At 73.4% G+C, this 21,364-nt stretch carries 21 protein-coding genes; 7 read left to right on the top strand and 14 right to left on the bottom strand.

Features of this window, described 5'->3' with window-relative positions:
* Nucleotides 1-43: 43 nt before the first annotated feature.
* Nucleotides 44-1,429, bottom strand: a complete 1,386-nt coding sequence (locus BX283_RS12750; RefSeq protein ID WP_101387733.1) for an MFS transporter — start codon at nucleotides 1,427-1,429, stop codon at nucleotides 44-46.
* A 70-nt stretch (nucleotides 1,430-1,499) separates the two neighbouring features.
* On the opposite strand from BX283_RS12750, the gene BX283_RS12745 reads away from it, so the two are divergent.
* The 3 genes from BX283_RS12745 to BX283_RS12735 all read left to right on the top strand — a co-directional run bounded on the left by BX283_RS12745 (nucleotide 1,500) and on the right by BX283_RS12735 (nucleotide 4,491).
* On the top strand, nucleotides 1,500-2,492 hold the full coding sequence (locus tag BX283_RS12745) for a GlxA family transcriptional regulator (RefSeq protein WP_373979167.1): 993 nt from the start codon (nucleotides 1,500-1,502) through the stop codon (nucleotides 2,490-2,492).
* Nucleotides 2,493-2,576: 84 nt separating this feature from the next.
* Complete coding sequence (locus tag BX283_RS12740) at nucleotides 2,577-3,296, top strand: DsbA family oxidoreductase (RefSeq protein ID WP_101387732.1); 720 nt, start codon at nucleotides 2,577-2,579, stop codon at nucleotides 3,294-3,296.
* A 136-nt stretch (nucleotides 3,297-3,432) separates the two neighbouring features.
* On the top strand, nucleotides 3,433-4,491 hold the full coding sequence (locus BX283_RS12735; protein ID WP_101387731.1) for an aminotransferase class V-fold PLP-dependent enzyme: 1,059 nt from the start codon (nucleotides 3,433-3,435) through the stop codon (nucleotides 4,489-4,491).
* Nucleotides 4,492-4,587: 96 nt separating this feature from the next.
* Here BX283_RS12735 and BX283_RS12730 read toward each other — a convergent pair whose 3' ends face one another.
* Entirely contained in the window at nucleotides 4,588-5,097 is a 510-nt protein-coding gene (locus BX283_RS12730; RefSeq protein ID WP_101387730.1) for a MarR family winged helix-turn-helix transcriptional regulator, read from the bottom strand.
* 93 nt (nucleotides 5,098-5,190) lie between these two features.
* On the opposite strand from BX283_RS12730, the gene BX283_RS12725 reads away from it, so the two are divergent.
* Nucleotides 5,191-6,279: an alkene reductase gene (locus BX283_RS12725; RefSeq protein ID WP_101387729.1), complete on the top strand. Its 1,089-nt coding sequence runs from the start codon at nucleotides 5,191-5,193 to the stop codon at nucleotides 6,277-6,279.
* A 58-nt stretch (nucleotides 6,280-6,337) separates the two neighbouring features.
* Nucleotides 6,338-7,033 (top strand): hypothetical protein, encoded by a 696-nt coding sequence (locus tag BX283_RS12720; RefSeq protein ID WP_101392306.1) that lies wholly within the window; start codon nucleotides 6,338-6,340, stop codon nucleotides 7,031-7,033.
* On the opposite strand, the gene BX283_RS12715 is transcribed toward BX283_RS12720, so the two are convergent.
* From BX283_RS12715 to BX283_RS12690, 6 genes are all read right to left on the bottom strand, one after another.
* On the bottom strand, nucleotides 7,011-7,670 hold the full coding sequence (locus tag BX283_RS12715; RefSeq protein WP_101387728.1) for a hypothetical protein: 660 nt from the start codon (nucleotides 7,668-7,670) through the stop codon (nucleotides 7,011-7,013). The two genes, BX283_RS12720 and BX283_RS12715, sit on opposite strands and share 23 nt — an antisense overlap.
* A 41-nt stretch (nucleotides 7,671-7,711) precedes the next feature.
* Nucleotides 7,712-8,566: an ectoine hydroxylase gene (thpD, locus tag BX283_RS12710; RefSeq protein WP_101387727.1), complete on the bottom strand. Its 855-nt coding sequence runs from the start codon at nucleotides 8,564-8,566 to the stop codon at nucleotides 7,712-7,714.
* A 5-nt stretch (nucleotides 8,567-8,571) separates the two neighbouring features.
* Nucleotides 8,572-8,976: an ectoine synthase gene (locus BX283_RS12705; protein ID WP_101387726.1), complete on the bottom strand. Its 405-nt coding sequence runs from the start codon at nucleotides 8,974-8,976 to the stop codon at nucleotides 8,572-8,574.
* Between the two features lie 45 nt (nucleotides 8,977-9,021).
* Nucleotides 9,022-10,296 (bottom strand): diaminobutyrate--2-oxoglutarate transaminase, encoded by a 1,275-nt coding sequence (gene ectB, locus BX283_RS12700; RefSeq protein ID WP_101387725.1) that lies wholly within the window; start codon nucleotides 10,294-10,296, stop codon nucleotides 9,022-9,024.
* Nucleotides 10,293-10,802 (bottom strand): diaminobutyrate acetyltransferase, encoded by a 510-nt coding sequence (gene ectA, locus BX283_RS12695; RefSeq protein ID WP_101387724.1) that lies wholly within the window; start codon nucleotides 10,800-10,802, stop codon nucleotides 10,293-10,295. Before ectA ends, ectB begins: the two co-directional genes overlap by 4 nt.
* A 291-nt stretch (nucleotides 10,803-11,093) precedes the next feature.
* Nucleotides 11,094-12,191 (bottom strand): alanine--glyoxylate aminotransferase family protein, encoded by a 1,098-nt coding sequence (locus BX283_RS12690; RefSeq protein WP_101387723.1) that lies wholly within the window; start codon nucleotides 12,189-12,191, stop codon nucleotides 11,094-11,096.
* A gap of 127 nt (nucleotides 12,192-12,318) precedes the next feature.
* On the opposite strand from BX283_RS12690, the gene BX283_RS12685 reads away from it, so the two are divergent.
* Both BX283_RS12685 and BX283_RS12680 read left to right on the top strand, forming a co-directional pair.
* Nucleotides 12,319-13,410 (top strand): amidohydrolase family protein, encoded by a 1,092-nt coding sequence (locus BX283_RS12685; protein WP_101392305.1) that lies wholly within the window; start codon nucleotides 12,319-12,321, stop codon nucleotides 13,408-13,410.
* Between the two features lie 340 nt (nucleotides 13,411-13,750).
* Nucleotides 13,751-14,647, top strand: coding sequence for an SCO1860 family LAETG-anchored protein (locus BX283_RS12680; RefSeq protein ID WP_101387722.1), 897 nt, complete (start codon nucleotides 13,751-13,753; stop codon nucleotides 14,645-14,647).
* Nucleotides 14,648-14,967: 320 nt separating this feature from the next.
* On the opposite strand, the gene cobC is transcribed toward BX283_RS12680, so the two are convergent.
* Genes cobC through cobM form a run of 6 tightly spaced genes read right to left on the bottom strand, consistent with a single transcriptional unit; the run spans nucleotide 14,968 to nucleotide 21,297 of the window.
* Nucleotides 14,968-16,038: an Rv2231c family pyridoxal phosphate-dependent protein CobC gene (gene cobC / locus BX283_RS12675; RefSeq protein WP_101387721.1), complete on the bottom strand. Its 1,071-nt coding sequence runs from the start codon at nucleotides 16,036-16,038 to the stop codon at nucleotides 14,968-14,970.
* A complete protein-coding gene (locus BX283_RS12670; protein ID WP_101387720.1) occupies nucleotides 16,010-16,921 on the bottom strand; it encodes a sirohydrochlorin chelatase in 912 nt (303 codons plus the stop codon). The genes cobC and BX283_RS12670 overlap by 29 nt, the downstream gene beginning before the upstream one ends.
* Complete coding sequence (locus tag BX283_RS12665) at nucleotides 16,918-17,457, bottom strand: precorrin-8X methylmutase (protein WP_373979568.1); 540 nt, start codon at nucleotides 17,455-17,457, stop codon at nucleotides 16,918-16,920. The genes BX283_RS12670 and BX283_RS12665 overlap by 4 nt, the downstream gene beginning before the upstream one ends.
* A 53-nt stretch (nucleotides 17,458-17,510) precedes the next feature.
* Nucleotides 17,511-19,226, bottom strand: coding sequence for a precorrin-3B C(17)-methyltransferase (cobJ, locus tag BX283_RS12660; protein ID WP_101387718.1), 1,716 nt, complete (start codon nucleotides 19,224-19,226; stop codon nucleotides 17,511-17,513).
* Nucleotides 19,223-20,473 (bottom strand): precorrin-6y C5,15-methyltransferase (decarboxylating) subunit CbiE, encoded by a 1,251-nt coding sequence (gene cbiE, locus BX283_RS12655; protein ID WP_101387717.1) that lies wholly within the window; start codon nucleotides 20,471-20,473, stop codon nucleotides 19,223-19,225. The genes cobJ and cbiE overlap by 4 nt, the downstream gene beginning before the upstream one ends.
* Nucleotides 20,470-21,297: a precorrin-4 C(11)-methyltransferase gene (cobM, locus tag BX283_RS12650; RefSeq protein WP_101387716.1), complete on the bottom strand. Its 828-nt coding sequence runs from the start codon at nucleotides 21,295-21,297 to the stop codon at nucleotides 20,470-20,472. The genes cbiE and cobM overlap by 4 nt, the downstream gene beginning before the upstream one ends.
* Nucleotides 21,298-21,364 lie beyond the last annotated feature (67 nt).

Here is a 21,364-nt window from a genome sequence, read left to right as displayed (position 1 = left end):
CTGCGCGCCCAGCCCAGCACCGGCCCGCAGACAAACACCGGGCTCACCGAAGGCGCCGCGTCGCCACCGCCGTCCCCCCGAACAGCACCGCCGCCCCCACCAGAGCCACCCGCATTCCGGGTACGAAATCGCCCGCCACCAGCGCCCCGGACATCGCCACGCTCAGCGCCCCCGCGACCTGGCGCGCCGCGTTGAGTACGCCCGCCGCCAGGCCCGCCCGCTCCTGGGGGAGGGCTTCCATCATCGCCGCGGTCAGGGCCGGGACCGCCAGGCCGCAGCCGAGGGCCAGGGGGATCAGGAGGAAGGCCACCAGGAGGGGCGGGGTGTCGGCGGAGGGGATCAGGAGCAGGAGCAGGCCCGCCAGGGCCAGCAGCTGGCCGAGCAGCATCGGGCGGCGCGGGCCGTAGCGGTTGGCGAGTTTGCCCGACAGGACGTTGGTCGCCGGGATCAGCGCCGTCATCGGCAGGAACATCAGCCCCGCCATCAGCGCCGACTCCCCCCGTACCCGCTGGAAGTAGAGGGAGAAGACGAAGATCACCCCGTAGAACGCCACACTCGCCGCCGAGCCCACCGCGACCGCCACCGCGACCGTCGGCGTACGGAACAGGCCGAGCGGGACGACCGGATGGGCCGCGCGCGACTCGATCAGGAAGAAGGCCGAGCCGGAGACCAGGGCCACCCCGGCCGCCACCAGGCGTACGGGGCCGGACTCGATCACCGCGAAGGCCAGCGCGGCCAGCGCCACCACCGCCGTCAGCTGTCCCGGCAGGTCCAGCGGAGCCGGGCGGGGCTCCGAGCGCGGCGCCCGCAGCGTCAGGGCCAGGGCCGCCAGGCCCAGCGGGAGGTTGATGAAGAAGATGCCGCGCCAGTCCCAGGCCGTCGTCAGAGCTCCGCCCGCGACCGGGCCGAGCGCCACCGCGACCGAACCGCCCGCCGCCCACAGCGCCACCGCCCGGGCCCGGCGCGCCGGATCCGCGTACGCCTGGCGCACCAGCGCGAGCGAGGCGGGCAGCACCACGGCGGCTGCCGCGCCCTGCACCACCCGCGCCCCGACCAGTACCCCGAGACCGGGCGCGAGCCCGCACGCGGCCGAGGCGAGGACGAAGACGACGGTGCCCAGCGCGTACGCCCGGGCCGAGCCGATCCGGTCCGCGAAGGCGCCGGTCGACAGCATCAGCGCCGCGAAGGCGAGCGTGTAGGCGTCGACCACCCACTGGAGCCCCGACATCCCGCCGCCCAGGTCGGAGCCGATCGCGGGCAGCGCCACGTTCACCACGGACGCGTCCAGTGTGATCAGGGCGAAGCCGAGGAGGGCGGCGGCCAGGGTGAGGCCGGGGGAGGGCGAGCGGCGCGGCCCGTGCCCGGCGGGCCCGTCGGCGGTCAACTGCGCGGCTGCGGGGACGGATTGGCGTACGGCGTTGGGTGACATGCCCTCAGCCTGGCGATCCGCCGCCGGTTACAGTAGTGGCCCGAACGCCATGCATCCGGAGGTTCTGGCCATGAAGTCCGACCGACGGGCCGCCGGCCGGCCGTCCGCCCCCCACCGCGTCGTCGTCATCGCGCCTTCCCCCGTGTCGATGTTCAACCTCGCCATCCCCGAGCTCCTCTTCGCCAAGGTGGAGATCGACGGCGCTCCCGGGTACGAGCTGACCGTCTGCACCCCGCAGCCGGGCCCGGTCGCCACCACCGGCGGGCTCGACCTGTACGTGAGCCGGGGCCTGGACGCCGTGGCGGACGCCGACACGGTCCTGATCGCGGGGACGGGGCAGCGCTACGCGACCGACGCGCCCACGGTGGAGGCCGTCCGCCGGGCCGCCGCCGAGGGCCGCCGGATCGCCTCCATCTGCAGCGGCGCCTTCGTCCTGGCGGAGGCCGGACTGCTCGACGGGCGCAGCGCCACCACGTACTGGGAGCTCGCCGAGGAGCTGCGCCGGCGCTACCCGGCCCTCGACCTCAAGGGCGACGTCCTCTACGTCGAGGACGGGAACGTCATGACCTCGTCCGGATACGCGGCCGGGATCGACCTGTGCCTGCACATCATCCGTACCGACTACGGCGCCGCCGTCGCCAACCAGGTGGCCCGGGCCGCCCTGGTCGCCCCGGTGCGGCCCGGCGGCCAGACCCAGTTCACCCAGACCCCGCTGCCCGCCGAGCGGGGGGTGGCCTGCGCCGACACCCGGGGCTGGGCGATGCGCAACCTGGACAAGCCGCTCACCCTGACCGACCTGGCCCGGCACGCCGGGGTGAGCGTGCGCACCCTGACCCGCCGCTTCCACGCCGAGAGCGGGGTGAGCCCGCTGCAATGGCTGCTGCACCAGCGCATCGAGCGGGCCAAGGAGCTCCTGGAGACCACCACGCTCGGCATGGACCAGATCGCCGAGGCCAGCGGCCTGGGCAGCGCCGACTCGCTCCGCGCCCATCTGGTCCGGCGCACGGGGCTGACCCCGAGTGCGTACCGGGCCACCTTCAGCAGGCTGGCGACGGCGAGCTGACCTGGGGGAATGCGGCGGGCTTCCCGCACGTTGCAATACTTGAAAGTGGTACAACCTCCCCCGAGAGAATCCGAGAGAAGTGACATGCGCGTCGAGATCTGGAGCGACATCGCCTGCCCGTGGTGCTACATCGGCAAGGCCCGCTTCGAGAAGGGCCTGGCGGAGTTCGCCCACCGCGACGACATCGAGGTGGTGCACCGCTCCTTCGAGCTCGACCCCGACCGCGCCAAGGACGCGGTCGGCCCGGTGATCCCGATGCTGGCCCAGAAGTACGGCCGCACCCTGGACGAGGCCCGGGGCATGGAGGAGCACGTCGCCTCCAACGCGCACGCCGAGGGCCTGGGCTACCTCACCGAGGGCCGCGACCACGGCAACACCTTCGACATCCACCGGCTGCTCCACCTGGCCAAGGCCCGGGGCCGCCAGGAGGCGCTGCTCGACCTCGCCTATCGGGCCAACTTCGCCGAGGAGCGCTCGGTCTTCGACGACGGCGTCCTGCTGGAGCTGGCCGTCGAGGCGGGTCTGGACGCCGACGAGGCGCGGGCCGTGCTCGCCGACCCGAGCGCGTACGCCGACGAGGTGCGCGCGGACGAGGCCGAGGCCGCCGCGCTCGGCGCCAACGCCGTGCCGTTCTTCGTGGTCGACCGCAAGTACGGCATCTCCGGCGGGCAGCCCGCCGAGGTGTTCACGAAGGCCCTTGAGCAGGCCTGGCAGGAGCACACGCCCGTCCTCGCCACGCTCGGGGCCCCCGCGGCCGACGCCGAGGCCTGCGGCCCGGACGGGTGCGAGGTCCCGCGCGCCTGACGTACGTACGGGCCTGGCGCCGGCCGTTTCGGCACTCTTGGGGCTCCCCGCTCCGGCCCAACCCGTAAGCAACCGTTGACGGTTCCCTCCGCTTTTTGTCGATTGACCCCGGGGCGGGGGACCGCAGGGTGGGATCATGGAAATCCTGGAGCCCTTGTCGGGCGACGCGTTCGCGCCCGAGACGACGTATCTGAACACCGCCAGCTGCGGCCTGCTGCCCGGGCGTGCCGTGGACGCGATCGCGCGGCTCGCCGGAGAGAACGCGGCGGGCACCCGCCTGGGCGCGGGCGGCTTCGACGCGCTCGCCGCCGCCCGCTCCTCGTTCGCCCGGCTCACCGGGGTCGGCGCCGACCGGGTCGCGGTCGGCTCGTCCGTGTCGGTGCACGTCGCCCTCGTCGCCCACTCGCTGCCCGCCGGGGCCGAAGTCATCGCCCCCGAGGGCGAGTTCAGCTCGGTGGTGCAGCCCTTCGCCGTACGCGGCGACCTCAAGATGCGGTACGTGCCGCTGGAGTCGCTGGCCGAGTCGGTGCGGCCGGGCACCGCGCTGGTCGCCTTCTCGGCCGTCCAGTCCGCGGACGGTCGGGTCGCGGACCTCGACGCCGTACGGGCCGCCGCGGCCGCGCACGGGGCCCGTACGCTCCTCGACGCCAGCCAGTCGGCGGGCTGGCTGCCGCTGGACGCGGGCGCCTTCGACTACACGGTCACGGCCGGGTTCAAGTTCCTCGCCTGCCCGCGCGGTACGTCGTTCCTCACGGTGACCGAGGAGGCGCAGGAGCAGTTGGCGCCGCTGCACTCGGGGTGGTTCGCGGCGGAGGACCTGACCGACAACTACGGGCCCGTGCGGGAGCTCGCCGGGTCCGCCCGGCGGTACGACGAGCCAGTGTCCTTCCTGTCCTACCACGCGGCGGCGGAGTCGCTCGCGATGCTGGAGGAGGTGGGGATCGAGGCGGTGCGCGCACACGACTTGGCGTTGGCCGCGCGGTTGCGTTCCGGGCTCGCCGCCCTGGGGCACCGGGCCGTCTCCGAGTCCTCGGCGGTCGTCGCCGTGCCGGGACTGGACGGCCTTCAGCCGGAGTTGGTGAGGGGCGGGGTGTACGCGTCCGCGCGGGGCGGGAACCTGCGGTTCGCCGTCCACCTGTACAACTCGTCCGCGGATGTCGACCGGGCGCTGGAGGTGCTGGCTGCGGCGCTTTAGACACGCCGCTCCGCGGCAATCCCCTGGGCGCCCCGAAGGGGTGCATTCAGGGGCGCGGGGAACTGCGCGACCGGCCCACCACCAGCCGCAGACGAATCACGGGCATTCCTCCCCCTCCGCCGCCATCGGGCACAGGTTCGCCTCCACCTTGTTCAGGAGGCGGGCCAGTTCGGCCCGCTCCTGGAGGGTCAGGCCGGTCAGGGTCTTCTCCTCCAGGTCGTTCCACGCCGCCTCGACCGCCTCGTGCAGGGCGCAGCTGGCCTCTGTCGCCTCCACCAGGGAGGCGCGGCGGTCGGCGGGGTCGGGGCGGCGGCGGACCTGGCCCGCCTGCTCCAGGCGCTGGAGCATCTTCGTCACCGTCGACGGGTCCAGCTCCAGCGCCTTGATCAGCTCGGACTGGCGCACCGCACCCGCGTCCCACAGGTGCATCATCAAGATCTCCTGGCCCGCGTAGAGCCCGGTCGCACGCAGCAGACGGCCCGCGGCGACGCGGTGCAGCCGGGACACCCGGGACACCGCGTGGCTGATCGGGCCTCCGCGCGCCGCGCCCGGGGTGCGGGTCAGCTCCGTACAGAGAGGGTCTTGGCTGCGTGCGTCCGTGGTCATGCCACAACTTTACCTTGGTCGGCCAATCAATGGGTTACAGTGAACCGCGTCGGATTGCTTGGCCGACCAATGTAATCGTCCCCTGGAGCTGTCATGACCACCGCTTTCGACCCGATCGACCTGTCCGGCCTCCGCCTCCCCAACCGCATCGCCATGGCGCCGATGACCCGCAGCCGCGCCTACGGCCCGGGCAACTCGCCCACCGCGTCCACGGCCGCGTACTACGCCCAGCGCGCCGGCGCCGGGCTGATCATCAGCGAGGGCGTCCAGCCGTCCCCCGTCGGCCAGGGCTACCCCGACACCCCGGGCCTGCACAGCGAGGAGCAGGTCGCCGCCTGGCGCGAGGTCACCGACGCCGTGCACGCCGAGGGCGGGCGCATCTTCGCCCAGCTGATGCACGCGGGCCGCATCGGTCACCCCGACCTGCTCCCCGGCGACCTGGTCAACGTCGCCCCGTCCCCGGTCGCCGCCGCCGGGAAGATCTACACGCACGAGGGCCCGCAGGACTTCGTCACTCCGCGCGAGCTCACCGACGCCGAGGTCGTCGAGACCATCGGCGAGTTCGTGTCTGCGGCCCGCAACGCCATCGCGGCCGGGTTCGACGGGGTCGAGCTGCACGGCGCCAACGGCTATCTCATCCAGCAGTTCCTCGCGCCCAACACCAATGTGCGCACCGACCGCTGGGGCGGCTCCGACGAGGCCCGCGCGCGGTTCGCCGCCGAGGTCGTCAAGGCCGTCGCCGCCGAGATCGGCGCGGGCCGCACCGCCCTGCGCATCTCGCCCGGACACGACTACAACGACATCAGCGAGCCCGCGCCCGAGGCTACGTACACCGCGCTGGTGCGCGAGCTGGAGCCCCTCGGGCTCGCCTATCTGCACATCCTGGAGGGCGCTCCCCGGCACCGCGAACTCACCCTGACCCTGCGCAAGCTGTTCGGCGGCACGGTCGTGCTCAACGCGGCCACCGACGGCCCCACCGGCCCGGACGCGCTCGCGCTCATCGAGGACGGCACCGCCGACCTGCTCTCGTACGGCGCGCTCTTCCTCGCCAACCCGGACCTGCCGCGGCGCCTGGCGACGGGCGGCCCGTTCAACGCCCCCGACCCGGCCACCTTCTTCGGCGGCGACGACCAGGGCTACCTCGACTACCCGGCGCTGGACGCCGCCGCCGTCGTGGTCTGACGCGGACGAAAACCCATGGTCACGGCCCGGCCCCGCGGGGGAGGATCGGGCCGTGACCATGGACATAGAGCAGGACGTACGGGTGCGCGCCGCCGCCCGCAACAACGCCGAGTGGTGTGCGGCGCTCTGCCGCGCCCACGGCATCACCGGCGCGTGGGGCCCCCGCGCCTGGACCAGCGCACGGCGCACCCCGCTGCTCTACCCCGACGCGGTGACCCTTGACCCGGGCGCCGGGCCGGGCGAGACCGTGGAGCGGATCGACGCCTCGCCGGGCGCCTCGGTCAAGGACAGCTTCGCCGCCCTGGACCTGACGGCCGACGGCTTCGAGGTCCTCTTCGACGCCCGGTGGATCCACCGCCCCGCGCCCGAAGCGGGCGAGGGAGGGTGGGAACCGGTGCGTACCGAAGCCGAGTTGGCCGCATGGGAGCAGGCCTGGTCGGACGGGGACAGCGAGGGTCTCTTCCCGTCCGCGCTGCTCGCCGACGACACCCACGCCTTCCTCGCGGCGCGGGACGCGGCGGGCCGGATCGTCGCGGGTGCCGTCGCCAGCCGCGGCGACGCGGTGGTCGGCGTCTCCAACCTGTTCGCGGCCGACGGTGACCTCGACGCGGCCTGGGCCGGCTGCCTGGGCGCGCTCGCCCGGCACCGGCCCGGCCTCGACGTGGTCGGTTATGAGAGCGGCGACGACCTCGCGGCCGCCGTCCGCGCCGGGTTCACCCCGGTCGGGGAGCTCAGGATCTGGCTGCGTCACTGAGCGGTTCGCCGTACCAGCGCCAGGAGTCCTGGTGCGGCAGGTCCGGCAGATCCGCCCGGCCGGTGGCCCACAGCAGCACGCGCCACCGGTCCGGATCCGCCGGAACCTCCCGGAACAGCCGCGCCAGGACCCGGTCGCACAGCCCGCCCGGCGGCGCCCAGGTGACCCCGAGGCCCTCCGCCACGTCGTGGGTGTGCAGCAGCGTCTCGACGACGCCCATCGCCGCGAAGCCCTCCGGGTCCGAGATGCCGAAGCCGTGGTAGGCGCGGACGTCCGGGGACGCCGTGCGGACCATCGCGGTCAGCAGGGCGCCACTGGCCTCCAGGGTCTGGAGCAGCCCGGCGGGCCCGGCCGTACGGTCCGCGTGCACCGCGTTGTGCGGCCCGCCGGGACGTTTCGCCTCCCACAGGTACGGCACCTCCCCGTCGAGCGGGGGCTGCTGCGGGCCGAGTTGCACGGCGTACGCGAAGAGGTCGTCCGAGAGGTGCTCGACGGTCTCCCAGCAGTCCCACTCCAGGGACCCCGCCTTCACGCTCCAGTCCGCGGCCAGACCCGCCCGCAGGGCGGTGACGCAGAGCCGTACGGCGTGCTCGACATCGGCCGCGGTGACGGGAGTTCGTGAAGATTCATCAGCCATGGGCCGACCGTACCAACGATCACCGTCGGCCCGCGCCGAGGTCACCGCACCGGAGTGAAGTCCCTGGCGCCGATGAACTCCGGGCGGCGGATCGGGGCCGCGAACGGCTCGACCGCCGCGTTCTCCACGCTGTTGAAGACGATGAACACGTTGCTGCGCGGATACGGGGTGATGTTGTCCCCGGAGCCGTGCATGCAGTTGCAGTCGAACCAGGTCGCCGAGCCCGCGCGGCCGGTGAACAGCCGGATCCCGTGCCGGTCCGCCATCTTCGTCAGCGCCTCGTCGGACGGCGTGCCCGCGTCCTGCATCTGGAGCGACTTCTTGTAGTTGTCCTTCGGCGTGGCCCCGGCGCACCCCAGGAAGTCCCGGTGCGAACCCGGCATGATCATCAGGCCGCCGTTGGTGTCGTGGTTCTCGGTGAGCGCGATCGACACCGACACGGTCCGCATGTTCGGCAGGCCGTCCTCGGCGTGCCAGGTCTCGAAGTCCGAGTGCCAGTAGAAGCCCGACGCCCCGAACCCCGGCTTCACGTTGATGCGCGACTGGTGGACGTACACGTCCGAGCCCAGGATCCGCCGGGCGGTGCCGACCACGCGCTCGTCGCGCACCAGACCCGCGAAGACCTCGCTCAGCCTGTGCACCTCGAAGACCGAGCGCACCGACTGCGACTGCGGCTCGATGATCGACCGCTCGTCGGCGCGGACCGCCGGATCGGCGATCATCCGCTCCAGCTCGCGCCGGTAGAAGGCCACTTCGTCGTCGGCCAGCAGCTGGTCGACGGTGAGGAAGCCGTCCTTCTCGTACGACTCAAGCCCCTCGGACGGCCCCCAGACGACGGGGTCCTGACGGGGGGTCACCACTTCGGTGGCGCCTCGGGTGGGGTACAGGTCCTGCATATCGATCAGCCCTCCTCGGGTTCGGTGAGCAGCGGGTAGACGCCGTTCTCGTCGTGGTCCTCCCGTCCGGTGACGGGCGGGTTGAAGACGCAGACGCAGCGGAAGTCGGTCTTGGGGCGCAGGGTGTGGCGCTCATGGCCGTTCAGCAGGTACATCGTGCCGGGCTCGATCCAGTGCGTCAGACCCGTCTCGTGGTCGGTCAGCTCGGCCTCGCCCTCCACGCACAGCACCGCCTCGATGTGGTTGGCGTACCACATCGACGTCTCGGTGCCCGCGTACAGCACCGTCTCGTGCAGCGAGAAGCCGACCTTCTCCTTGGCGAGCACGATCCGCTTGCTCTCCCAGGTGCCGGAGGCGGCGCGGACATGGCGCTCGGTGTTCTCGATGTCCTTCAACGAGCGGACGATCACGGTGAGTTGCTCTCTTCCCTCGGGTGTTTCTCGTGTGCGTACGGGTCAGACCGCGGTCTCGCGGACCGCCCGGGCGAGCGTGCGCAGCCCCTCGTCGAGCTCGTCCTGCGTGATCGTCAGCGGCGGGAGCAGCTTGGCGACCTCGCTCTGCGGGCCCGACGTCTCGACAAGGAGCCCGAGCTCGAAGGCCCGCCGCGCCACCGCGGTCGCCCGCGCCTTGTCGTGGAACTCGATGCCCCAGACCAGGCCGTGGCCCCGGTACTCCTTGATGTCGACCAGGTTCTCCTCGGTGATCGAGATCAGCGCCTGCTCGACCTGCTCGCCGCGGGACCGGGTCTGCTTCTCCAGGGCGCCGCCGTCGGCCCAGTACGCCTCAAGGGCAGCGGTCGCGGTGACGAAGGCCGGGTTGTTGCCCCGGAAGGTGCCGTTGTGCTCGCCCGGCTCCCACACGTCCAGCTCCGGCCGGAACAGGCAGAGCGACATGGGCAGTCCGTAGCCGCTGATCGACTTCGACAGGGTGACGATGTCCGGGGTGATGCCCGCCTCCTCGAAGGAGAAGAACGCGCCGGTGCGCCCGCAGCCCATCTGGATGTCGTCGACGATCAGCAGCATGTCCTGGCGCCGGCACAGGTCGGCGAGCGCGCGCAGCCACTCGGGCCGGGCCACGTTGATGCCGCCCTCGCCCTGTACGGTCTCCACGATCACGGCGGCGGGCTTGTTGAGCCCGGAGCCCTGGTCCTCCAGGAGCCGCTCGAACCACAGGAAGTCGGGCACCTGCCCGTCCAGGTAGTTGTCGAACGGCATCGGCGTGCCGTGCACCAGCGGGATCCCGGCCCCGGCCCGCTTGAACGCGTTGCCGGTGACCGCGAGCGAGCCCAGCGACATGCCGTGGAAGGCGTTGGTGAAGGAGACGATCGACTCGCGGCCCTTCACCTTCCGGGCCAGCTTCAGCGCCGCCTCGACCGCGTTGGTGCCGGTCGGGCCGGGGAACATCACCTTGTACGGCAGGTCGCGCGGGCGCAGGATCACGTTCTGGAACGTCTCCAGGAACGCGCGTTTCGACGTGGTGGCCATGTCCAGGCCATGGGTGATGCCGTCGCGTTCCAGATAGTCGAGCAGCGCGCGTTTGAGCACCGGGTTGTTGTGGCCGTAGTTGAGTGAGCCGGCCCCGGCGAAGAAGTCGAGGTACTCGTGGCCGTCCTCGTCGGTGAGCCGGGCGCCCTGGGCGCGGTCGAAGACGGCGGGCCAGCCGCGGCAGTAGCTGCGCACCTCCGACTCGACGGTCTCGAAGACGCTCAGTGCGGGCGGGGTGATGGTCACAGTCGTACTCCCAGGTCGATCCGGTAGAGGACTTCCGCCTTGTGCCCCTCGTCGGGGAACAGGCCGCTGTCGAAAAGGACTTCGCGGCGGGGCGCGGTGCCGCGCCGCTCGGCGAAGGCGGTGAACAGCCGGTCGGAGGCGGTGTTGTCGGGGGTCACGGTGGTCTCGACGGAGCTGATGCCGTGCGAGTCGGCGACCTTGCCGGTCAGCGCTTCGAGCAGGGTGCCGGCCAGGCCGCGCCCCCGGTGCTCGCGGTCGACGGCGACCTGCCAGACGACGAGGGTCTCCGGCCGGTCGGGCCGGACGTACCCGGTGACGAAGGCGATCGGCTCACCGGTGGCGTCGCGCGCCACCACGGAGGTGGCGGCGAAGTCGCGGCACCAGAGCAGATAGCTGTACGAGGAGTTGAGGTCCAGGACTTGCGAGTCGCGGGCGATACGCCAGATCGCGGCGCCGTCCTCGACGCGTGGGGTGTCGATATGGACAACGGTCTGTGCGGCGGTCATGCGGAGGGAATTTACCCAGCGGAAATCGAAATCGCATTCTCGGTGGGGGGTGTGCGGCGCGCGGATATGTGTTATCACGCGGGCACATGCGCAAGGTGGTTTGTCCGGTAATTCCCGGACAAAACGGCACGCCTGTGGAGTCGATCACACCCGTCCGAGGGCCGGAAAAACCTTGTTGAGATCCTGCGTTTGAGATCAACAAGCCGGGGCAGAAGAAAACGGGAAGCTGCTCTGGATAAAGCAGCTTCCCGTTTACCGGAATTCATCGGCTATTTGTCTGCGGTAAAGGTGTCACCAGGTTTGTGACACGGCCTTGCGGGCAGCTTCCGTATCGACCCGAAGGCCCGCCTCGCCCAGCGCGGCCCCCAGCGCCGCGAGCGAGCCCTGAACCGCACCCCGAGTGGCATCGGCCCCGTAGTGATTGACCCGGATCATCTCCTTCGCCAGCGCCCCGCCGCCCGCGATCAGCGGCAGCGCGGGGTCGGACGCCAGCGCCTTGGCGACCAGCTCGGAGGCGTCGACGCCCGCGGGCGTCCGCAGGGTCGTGGCCACCGGGGCCGCGTCCCGCGCCTCGTACACATACGGCTCAAGACCGCCGCCGAGCGCCGAGGCGCCCGCCCGGGTCGCGGCCGCCGCCGAGGCGTGCCGGGCCGTCACCGCGTCCAGGCCCTCCGCCTCGATGCGCTCCACGCACGCCTCCAGGGCCAGCATCTCCAGCTGCGCCGGGGCGTGCAGCAGGGCCTTGCGGCCGCCGTCGATCCAGCGCTCCTTCCAGTCGAGCAGCGACAGGTAGGAGCGGCGCGGGGCGCGCGGGTTGGCGGCGATCCGGGCCCAGGCGCGCTCGCTCACCGACACCGCCGAGACGCCCGCCGGGCCGCCCATCGCCTTCTGCGCGCCGATCACGCACAGGTCCACGCCCCACGCGTCCGGCAGCAGCGGCTCGGCGGCCACCGAGGCGACCGCGTCCAGCATGAACAGCGCGCCGTGGCGCCGTACCACCTCGCCGATCTCCGCCACCGGGTTGGTGTTGCCGGTCGCCGCCTCCGCGTGCACCAGGGAGACGAAGTCGATCTCCGGGTGCTCGGTGAGCGCCCGGTCGATCTGCTCGGCGGTGACGGCCGTGTGGAACGGCACCTCCAGGTCCACCACCTCGGCGCCGCAGTCCCGCAGCCAGTCGCCGAAGGTCTGGCCGTACGGGCCGGTCACCACGTTCAGGGCGGTGGAGCCCGGGTGCGCGGCGCCCCGGATGCAGCCCTCCAGCGGCAGCAGCGCCTCGCCCTGCATGATCACGACGTCCTGCTCGGTGCCGAGCAGCGCGGCCACCCGCCGCTCGATGGCCGCGAAGCGGCCGGCGGTCAGCGGGGCCAGGTCGAGGAACGGGTGCGTCACAGCGGTGCCTTCTTCACGTCATCGGGTGCGGCTCGGTACTTCGGCTGTGCCGGGTACTTCGGGCGTGCCGGGTACTTCGCCGGGTGTACCCGGCCGAGCCTACCCAGCGCCTCGTACAGTGCTGACCATGAGCGATCACGTGGTACTGCATGTGAAGGGGCGGGTGCTCGTCGGTCCCGAGGAGGTGCGGGACGAACTGTGGGCGGTGGACGGCCGGATCACCTACGAACGCCCGCCGGACGCCGTGGAGACGGTCACCGTGGCGGGCTGGGTGCTGCCCGGCCTGGTCGACGCGCACTGCCACGTCGGGCTCGACCGGCACGGCCCGGTCGACGACGAAACCAGCGAGAAGCAGGCCCTCCAGGACCGGGAGGCGGGCACCCTGCTGGTACGGGACGCGGGCTCGCCCTCCGACACCCGCTGGATCGACGCCCGCGAGGACCTGCCGAAGATCATCCGTGCGGGCCGCCACATCGCGCGCACCCGCCGCTACATCCGCAACTACGCCCATGAGATCGAGCCCGGCGACCTCGTCGCGTATGTGGCCCGGGAGGCGCGGCGCGGCGACGGCTGGGTCAAGCTGGTCGGCGACTGGATCGACCGCGAGGTGGGCGACCTGACGCCGTGCTGGCCGCGCGGCGAGGTCGAGGCGGCGATCGCCGAGGCGCACCGGCTCGGCGCGCGGGTGACCGCCCACTGCTTCGCCGAGGACTCGCTGCGCGACCTGGTCGAGGCGGGCATCGACTGCGTCGAGCACGCCACGGGCCTGACCGAGGACACCATCCCGCTGTTCGCGGAGCGCGGGGTCGCCATCGTCCCGACCCTGGTCAACATCGCCACGTTCCCGCACCTCGCGGACGGCGGGGAGGCCAAGTTCCCGGTCTGGTCGGCCCATATGCGCCGTCTGCACGCCCGCCGTTACGACACGGTCCGCGCCGCCTACGACGCCGGAATCCCGGTCTTCGTCGGCACCGACGCGGGCGGCTCGATGGCGCACGGCCTGGTGGCGGCGGAGGTGGCGGAGCTGGTCAAGGCGGGCATCCCCCCGCTCGACGCCCTCTCGGCGACGGCCTGGCGCGCCCGCACCTGGCTGGGCCGCCCGGTCCTGGAGGAGGGCGCCCCGGCGGACCTGGTGGTGTACGAGGACGACCCCCGGGCGGACGTACGCGCACTGGCGGCGCCGAGCCGGATCGTGCTCAACGGGCGGATCGTGGGATGAGGGCGGGGAGTTGACGCGGAGGGTGACGGTCCGGGGGACGGGCTCGTTGTAACTGTTTCGGCGCGGGGGCGCGACCGCCGGTGCGCACCACCGGCGTACGCCCGGAGGGTGAGGGTGGGGGCCCTACGGACGAACGCGCACACGACTCGACCCGAACAGAAGGGCGTGGCGGTCCCCCCGTAGGGTGAACTAACCCCAGGTGTACGCGAGTTCACTCTCCGTGCGTAAAGATTCCGGTGTCTCAGGTCACCGGCGCGCCCCTGGCTCACCCGAGTCCCACGAGTCCCCGTGGGAGGGGCGCGGGGTGACGGCTCATGTCTCCCGTGGGGGTTCCACCACCTTGAACACCATCGACTTCCGCCTGCCCGTACGCACCTCGGCCGCGCTGGCCCTGACGCTCGGCTCACTGGTCCTGGCGACGCCCGTCCCGGCGCACGCGACCGGGGGCGGCGAGGGCAGGGCGAGCGCGGTAGTGCTGCGCACCGGCCTCGACGTCTCCTTGCTGAACAAGACGATCGAGGTCCCCCTGAAGACGACGCTCAACGAGGTCCGGGCGCCGGGCGGTTCGCGTACGGCGGGGGAGACGGCGCTGGAGGTGAAGCTGGACGGCGTCGAGAAGGGGCAGCCGGTCAGCGTCCTGAAGGCGGACGTGGCGACCGCGACGGCGACGGTGGCGGCGGGCCGGGCGGAGGGCTCGACACATCTGCTCCACGCCCGGCTGCACGTGCCCGGCCTGCCGCTGCTGTCCCTGGTCGAGGTCCAGGACGTCACGTCCAAGGCGGTCTGCGCGGCGGGCGCCCGGCCGTCGGCCTCGTCGAACCTGCTGGGCGCGGTGACGGTACTGGGCAAGAAGCTCACCCTGACGACGGGCGGGACGACGCGGGTGGCGGTGCCGGGGGTGGGCGAGGTGACCCTCGACCTGTCGTCGACCCGCACGACGTCCCGCACGGCGGCGGCGACGGCCCTGCGCCTGAAGGTCTCGGTGAATCCGCTGAAGCTGAACGTGGCGGAGGTGGAGGGGGAGGTGACGCTGGCGGAGGCCACGTGCGAGACCCCGGCCCCGGCCCCGCCCTCGCGGTCGCGTGCGTCGAGCACGTCCGTGCGCCCCCAGACGGTGGATGCGGACCCGGAGCTGGCGGAGACGGGCGGGGGGTCTTCGGCGGGGTACGTGGTCGGTGGGGCGGTTGTGCTGGTGGCGGGGGGTGGGGTGGCGCTGGCGCGGACGCGCCGTCCCTGAGGGAGCCCTCACCCCGCCCCTTCCCTAAAGCCCTGGGCGGGCGGCCGGGTGGTGGGTCGGGGCGGGCTGCCGGGGGCTTTGCCCCCGGATCCCCTGAGTTCGTCTGCGGGCCGGTGGCCGGTTGCTCGCGCAGTTCCCCGCGCCCCTACAGGGCGCCCCGAAGGGGCGCATTTAAGGGGCGCGGGGAACTGCGCGACCAGCCACAGACGGTCCGCAGACGAACTCAGCGGGGTGCAGGGGCCGCAGGCCCCGCAAGCGGGGGTCCGGGGGCGCAGTCCCCGGGAGAGCCACCTCAGCCACCTACCCCCGGAGCGCGCCGCTCAGCCGGACGTCAGCGTCAGGGCCTGGTCCAGGGCCTGGAGGAAACGGTTCGTCGTGGCGCGGTCCCGCACCGCGAGACGTAGCCACTCCGGGCCCAGGCCAGGGAACGTGTCGCCCCGGCGAGCCAGGAACCCCAGCCCCCGAAGCCGCGCCCGCACCGCATCCGCCCCCGCCATACGCACCAGCACGAACGGCCCCTCCGCCGGAGCCACCACCCGTACCTCCTCGAACTCCCCCAGCCCCGCGACCAGATGCGCCCGGTCCGTGGCGAGGCGGCGAGCAGCCTCCTCCGCCTCCGCCAGGGCCCGCGGCGACACGCACGCCTGCGCCGCCACCAGCGCGGGCGTGGAGACCGGCCACAGCGGCTGGGCCCGGGACAGCGCGGTCACCGTGGACGGCTCCGCCAGCACATAGCCGATCCGCAGCCCCGCGAGCCCCCACGTCTTGGTGAGGCTGCGCAGGACCACCAGGCCCGGCACGTCCGTACGCCCCGCCAGCGCCTCCCGCTCGCCCGGCACCGCGTCCATGAACGCCTCGTCCACGACCAGCGTCCGCCCGGGCCGGGCCAGCGCGGCCAGCACCCCGCGCGGGTGCAGCACCGATGTGGGGTTGGTGGGGTTGCCCACCACCACCAGGTCGGCGTCCTCGGGCACCGCCGACGGGTCGAGCCGGAACCCGTCCTCCGGGCGCAGCAGCACCCGCCGCACCGCGTGCCCCGCGTCCCGCAGCGCCGCCTCCGGCTCGGTGAACTGCGGATGCACCACCACGGGGTGCCGGAACGGCAGCGCCCGCGCCAGCAGCACGAACGCCTCCGCCGCCCCCGCCGTGAGCAGCACCCGCTCCACCGGCAGCCCGTGCCGCCCCGCGACCGCCGCCCGCGCCGCCCGCCCGTCGGGGTAGGCGGCGAGCCCGGTCAGGGACGCGGCGATCCGCTCCCGCAGCCACTCCGGGGGAGTGCCCGCCCGTACGTTGACCGCCAGATCGGTCAGGCCTTCGCCGCCGTCACGGACCTCGGCGTCCCCGTGGTGGCGCAGATCGTGCTCAGTGATGTGCGTGCGCATGGCTGCCATGGTGGTGATGATGGTGGCCGTCGTCGTCCGGGTGGAAGTGCGGCTGCTGGGGCAGTCCCACCTTGTCCTCGAATCCGGGCAGCGCGATCCGGTAGACGCAGGAGTCGCAGTTCATCCGCAGATCCCCCTTCACCGCCTCCTCGTACCGCTCCATGACCAGCGCGTGCAGCTCCTCGGCCGCGCCGATGACCTCGGCGGAACGGACGTCGAGCTCGGGGTGCGCGGCCGCCCACGCCTCGGTCTGCTCCCGCACCCGGTCCGGCAGGATGCCGGTGAACAGGAAGTACGGCAGGACCACGATCCGCCGGGCGCCCAGCTTCTCGCAGCGGTCCAGACCGGACGGCACGTCCGGCGCCGCCAGCGAGACGAACGCCGTCTCCACGCCCGCGTAACCGCGCCCCTCCCAGAACAGCCGGGCCGCCTTGTACACCTCGGAGTTGGCGTCCGGGTCGGTCGAGCCCCGGCCGACCAGCAGGACGGTGACCTCGGAGCGGTCGAGGTCGCCGAGGACCTCGTCGACCCGGCGCTCCAGGACCGCGAGCAGCGACGGGTGCGGGCCGAGCGGGCGCCCGTACGTGTAGGAGATGCCGGGGTGGCGCTCCTTCTCGCGGGTCAGCGCGGCCGGGATGTCGCCCTTGGCGTGCCCGGCCGACACCAGCATCAGCGGCACGGCGGCGAACCGCTTGACGCCCTGCTCCACCAGCGAGGTCACGGCCTCGCCCAGCGGCGGCGGCGACAGCTCGATGAAGCCGCCCGCGACGGGCAGTTCGGGGTTGCGGCGGCCGAGCTCGGCCACGAACGAGCGGAACGCCTCGGCCCCGGCGTCGTCCCGGGTGCCGTGCCCGGCGATCAGCAGTGCGGGCTTGGTCTGGGGGGTGGTCACTGGTTCTCCTTGGCGAGGGGGTGGTACAGAAGGGCGTTGAGCGCGGCGGAGGCCACCGCCGAACCGCCCTTCTCGGAAACGTTGCTGACGGCGGGCAGACCGCTCTCGCGCAGCGCCTGCTTCGACTCGACGGCTCCGACGAAGCCGACCGGGAGGCCGATCACCAGCGCGGGCGCGGCGTCGAGGGTGAGGAGCTCTTCGAGCGCGGTGGGCGCGTTGCCGATCACCCAGAGCGCGCCGGGGCCCACCTCCTCGTACGCGAGCCGGATGGCGTGCGCCGAACGCGTCAGGCCCGGACCGGACTCGGCGTCCCTGAGGCGGCAGACGGTCTCGCGCCGGGTGATCCCGGCCGCGACCATCTCCACATCGGTGACGACCGGCGCCCCGGCGTGCAGCGCCGCGTGCGCCTTCGCCAGCGCGTCCTCGTCCATGACGAGGTCCGTGGCGTAGCCGAGGTCGGCGGCGGAGTGGACGACCCGCTCCACCACGGCCCTGGTCAGCGGCGCGAAGTGGGTGGTGTCGAGGCGGGCGCGCATCCGCCGGTACGACTCCACCTCGATCGGGTGGACCGGACGCTCCCAGGGCCGGTTCACGAGGCCTCCCCGTGGGTGCCGGTCTGCCAGCGGTAGCCGCGCGGGGTCACCATGCGGCCGGCGATCTCCCGGGTGGCCGTGTTGCCCACGGTCACCACCGTCATCATGTCCACGGTCGCCGGGTCCAGTACGCCGAGCGTGGTCAGCCTGCTGCTCTCGTCGGGACGCGAGGCGTTGCGCACCACCCCGACCGGGGTGTGCGGGGCGCGGTGCTCGGCGAGGATGCCGAGCGCCTTGGGCAGCTGCCAGTCGCGGCCCCGGCTGCGCGGGTTGTAGAAGGTGACCACGATGTCCGCTTCGGCGGCCGCCTGTACGCGGCGCTCGATGACCTCCCACGGCGTGTGCAGGTCCGAGAGCGAGATGGAGACGTGGTCGTGCCCCAGCGGCGCGCCCAGGATCGCGGCGGCTGCCAGCGCGGCCGTCACGCCCGGCACGCCCACCACCTCGATGTCGTCGGCGGCCTCGGCGAGCGCGGGCGACGCCATCGCGTACACCCCCGCGTCGCCGGAGCCGATCAGCGCGACCGCGTGCCCTTCGCGCGCCTGGGCGACGGCGGTACGGGCCCGCTCCTCCTCGGCGCCGAGCCCCGACTCCAGCACCGTGGTGCCGGGCCGCAGCAGATCGCGGATCTGGTCCACGTACTGGTCGAGCCCGACGAGCACCGAGGCCCGGCGCAGCTCGTCCTTGGCGCGCGGGGTGAGCAGGTCCCGGGCGCCGGGCCCGAGCCCGACGACCGCGAGCCGCCCGCGCGGGGCGCGCCGCACCACCGCGCAGGTGGCCATCGCGGCCCGCCCCTCGGGGCTCGACTTCCGCTTGGGCACCAGCAGTTCACCCCCGCCCGCGAGCGCGGCGGCCTCCGCGACGGACGGCGTCCCCACGGCGTCCAGGGGCGCGTCGGAGGGGTTCGGCACCTCGATACGGGAGAGCTCCTGCGCGCTGTACGTGGTGAGCGGCACCCCGAGCCGGGAGGCGGCCCCGACGATCCCCGGCTCGTCGGACTTCGCGTCCACGGTGGCCAGTGCGGCCACGCTCAGCGCGCTGAGCCCCGCACCCGCGAGTGTGTCCGCCACGAGCCCGAGCACCTCGTCGACGGGCGCGCCCTTGGAGGCGCCGACCCCCACGACGAGCGACCTGGGGCGCAACACGGCGTCGGCGGGGCCGAGTTCGAGCAGGCGGTCGGTCAGGTGGAGGGTGGCGGCGGGGCCCTCTGCGGCCGGGGTCACGTTCGGGGGCAGCGCGGGCAGCGGCCACACGCCGTCCGCCCGCAGCGCCACCGGCGAGCCGTCCAGGACCGCCCGGGACACCGCCGCCACCGCGCCCTCCACCGGCAGGCCGAGGGTGTCCAGGCCGGGGACGCCCACCGCGTCCGTCGCCGTGGTCACCACCGGCGTACAGCCGAGGACGTCGGCCACCTCGGCGGTCAGCGCGTTGGCGCCGCCCCCGTGGCCGCCGAGCAGCGAGACGGCGAAGCGCCCGCCCTCGTCCACGCAGACCACACCCGGGTCGGACACCTTGTCCGCGAGGAGCGGGGCGAGCAGCCGGACCGTCGCGCCCGTGGCGAGGAAGCACACCAGCTGGTCGCACTCCGCGAAGGCCCGCTCCACGGCCTCCCGCACGGGTCCTTCGTACACCCGGACCCGGCCGGGCCAGGCCGCGGCCAGCCGGTCGCGGGCTACGGCGCCCGCCGCCGTGGCGGAGATCAGGCCGATCACTGAACAGCTCCTTCGACAACAGGGGCCGCGGGGCGGTCGCCCCACAGCAGGAAGACGGGGTTGGTGGCGGCGAGCCGGGTCACGTCCCCGGGCAGCGGGGCGAGCCGGGAGGACTGCAACAGCACGCCGTCGGTCTCCAGACCGGCCCCGGCAAGCGCCGCCCGCACCGCCGGAACGCGGTCGAGCGCCGCCAGCGCCACCACGACCGAGCGCCGGGCCCGCCGGGCGCACGCGGTCACGATCGCGGGCAGCTCGCGGCCGCCGCCACCGATGAACACCGCGTCCGGATCGGCGAGATCCGACAGGACCGTGGGCGCCGCGCCGTGCACCACCTTCACGTCCACGCCGTGCGCCACCGCGTTGGCCCGGACGTGCTCGCAGCCCTCGGCGGTCTTCTCGACCGCGACCGCCGCCGCCCCGAACCGCGCGCACTCCACGGCCACCGAACCCGACCCGGCCCCTATGTCCCAGACCAGATCGCCCAGGCGCGGCCCGATCCTGGCCAGTGCCAGCGCCCGCACCTCGGCCTTGGTGATCATCGAGTCGCGGTGGGCGAACGCGGACTCGTCCAGCGCCCAGCGGTCGGGGGTGGCCCGGCCGCCCGCGACCGTGCGCAGCGGCGAGAGCGCCTTCTCCTCGTCCAGGCAGACGATCACACTGACCGCGTCCCACTCCCGGGCCGCGGCCTCCGCCGGGGTCACCCGCACCAGCCGCTCCCGCTCGGGGTCGCCGAGGGCCGAGGCGACGACGAGCATCCGCTCGGGCGCCCGCCGGGCGAGCTCCGCGCCCAGCTCGGCGGGCCCGGCACCGGGACCGGTCAGCACGGCGGTCTTGGGGTGCGCCCGGCACACGTTGGCGGCCGTCCGCAGGTCCCGGCCGTGCGCGCTGACCACCAGCGCGTCGTCCCAGGGCAGCCCGAGGCGGGCGAAGGCGACCGCCACCGAGGCGGTCCCCGGCCGTACGTCCAGCTCCTGCGGTCCGAACCGCTCGGCCAGCGCCCGCACGATCCCGAAGAACCCGGGATCACCGGAGGCCAGCACCACGGCCCGGCCACCGCGCTCGTGGTGCTCGGCGATGGCGTCCAGGGCGGGCGCCAGCGGGCCGAGCACCAACTGCTTGGCCTGCGGCGGCAGTTCGGCCGCCGCGAGATGGCGGGCGGCGCCGGTGACCAGCGTGGCCCCGGCCAGCGCCGCCAGGGCGTCCGGTGCCAGCGGCGCGCCCGTCCCCGTACCGATGACCGTGATCATGACGAGGCGCGCTCCGCCTTCTCGGCCTTCAGCGCGCGGCGCGCCGCCGGGTCGGCCCGGCGGAAGCCGTGGAAGTGACCCGGGTGGTAGAGGTGCGAGCGGGTGCCGGAGGCGGAGAGGGCCGGGCCGACCAGGAAGAGCGTGTGCTTCCAGAGCTTGTGCTCCTTGACCGTCTCCTCAAGGGTCTCGATCGTGCAGCGCAGCACCAGCTCCTCGGGCCAGGTCGCCTGGTACGCGATGACGACCGGCGTCGAGGTGGGGTAGCCGCCCTCAAGGAGCTCCTCCACCAGCTGACCCGAGCGGGCCGCGGACAGGAAGATCGCCATCGTGGTGCCGTGCCGCGCGAACTCGCGGACCTCCTCGCCCGGCGGCATCGGCGTCTTGCCGCCGCCGAGGCGGGTGAGGATGACGGACTGCGCCACCTCCGGGATGGTCAGCTCGCGCTGGGCGATCGCCGCGACCGCCGAGAACGACGAGACACCCGGGATGACCTCGACCTCCAGGCCGAGCCCCGCCACCCGGTCCAGCTGCTCCTGGGTGCCGCCCCACAGCGCCGGGTCGCCGGAGTGGATACGGGCGACCTTCAGCCCCTCGCGGGCGGCCCGCTCGTACACGCCGACGACGTCCTCCAGGGACATCGCCGCCGAGTCCAGGATCTCGGCGCCTTCGCGCGCGTGGTCCAGGACCTCGGCCTGCACCAGGCTCGCGGCCCAGATGACCACGTCGGCCTCGGCGATCGCCCGGGCGGCGCGGAACGTCAGCAGGTCGGCGGCGCCGGGGCCGGCGCCGACGACGGTCAGCCTGCCGGTGGGGGCATCGGCCATGGGAGGGGTCCTCTCGTACGTCACACAGTCGGTAAAGCGAAATGCGCGGGGGTGGGTCAGTCGGTTA

This window comes from Streptomyces sp. TLI_146 (genome assembly GCF_002846415.1).
Taxonomy (GTDB): Bacteria; Actinomycetota; Actinomycetes; order Streptomycetales; family Streptomycetaceae; genus Streptomyces.
Note: the sequence above shows the minus strand (reverse complement) of the source record. Positions and strands in the feature narration are given on the sequence as shown.

Excerpts from the sequence above, each read along its gene's own strand:
- BX283_RS12740 (WP_101387732.1), top strand. The coding sequence starts at position 2,577 with ATGCGCGTCGAGATCTGGAGCGACATCGCCTGCCCGTGGTGCTACATC.
- BX283_RS12730 (WP_101387730.1), bottom strand. The coding sequence starts at position 5,097 with ATGACCACGGACGCACGCAGCCAAGACCCTCTCTGTACGGAGCTGACC.
- BX283_RS12725 (WP_101387729.1), top strand. The coding sequence starts at position 5,191 with ATGACCACCGCTTTCGACCCGATCGACCTGTCCGGCCTCCGCCTCCCC.
- ectA (WP_101387724.1), bottom strand. The coding sequence starts at position 10,802 with ATGACCGCCGCACAGACCGTTGTCCATATCGACACCCCACGCGTCGAG.
- BX283_RS12745 (WP_373979167.1), top strand. The coding sequence starts at position 1,500 with ATGAAGTCCGACCGACGGGCCGCCGGCCGGCCGTCCGCCCCCCACCGC.
- BX283_RS12685 (WP_101392305.1), top strand. The coding sequence starts at position 12,319 with ATGAGCGATCACGTGGTACTGCATGTGAAGGGGCGGGTGCTCGTCGGT.
- BX283_RS12750 (WP_101387733.1), bottom strand. The coding sequence starts at position 1,429 with ATGTCACCCAACGCCGTACGCCAATCCGTCCCCGCAGCCGCGCAGTTG.
- cobC (WP_101387721.1), bottom strand. The coding sequence starts at position 16,038 with ATGGCAGCCATGCGCACGCACATCACTGAGCACGATCTGCGCCACCAC.
- BX283_RS12715 (WP_101387728.1), bottom strand. The coding sequence starts at position 7,670 with ATGGCTGATGAATCTTCACGAACTCCCGTCACCGCGGCCGATGTCGAG.
- cbiE (WP_101387717.1), bottom strand. The coding sequence starts at position 20,473 with ATGATCACGGTCATCGGTACGGGGACGGGCGCGCCGCTGGCACCGGAC.
- BX283_RS12720 (WP_101392306.1), top strand. The coding sequence starts at position 6,338 with ATGGACATAGAGCAGGACGTACGGGTGCGCGCCGCCGCCCGCAACAAC.
- cobM (WP_101387716.1), bottom strand. The coding sequence starts at position 21,297 with ATGGCCGATGCCCCCACCGGCAGGCTGACCGTCGTCGGCGCCGGCCCC.
- thpD (WP_101387727.1), bottom strand. The coding sequence starts at position 8,566 with ATGCAGGACCTGTACCCCACCCGAGGCGCCACCGAAGTGGTGACCCCC.
- BX283_RS12735 (WP_101387731.1), top strand. The coding sequence starts at position 3,433 with ATGGAAATCCTGGAGCCCTTGTCGGGCGACGCGTTCGCGCCCGAGACG.
- BX283_RS12665 (WP_373979568.1), bottom strand. The coding sequence starts at position 17,457 with ATGCGCGCCCGCCTCGACACCACCCACTTCGCGCCGCTGACCAGGGCC.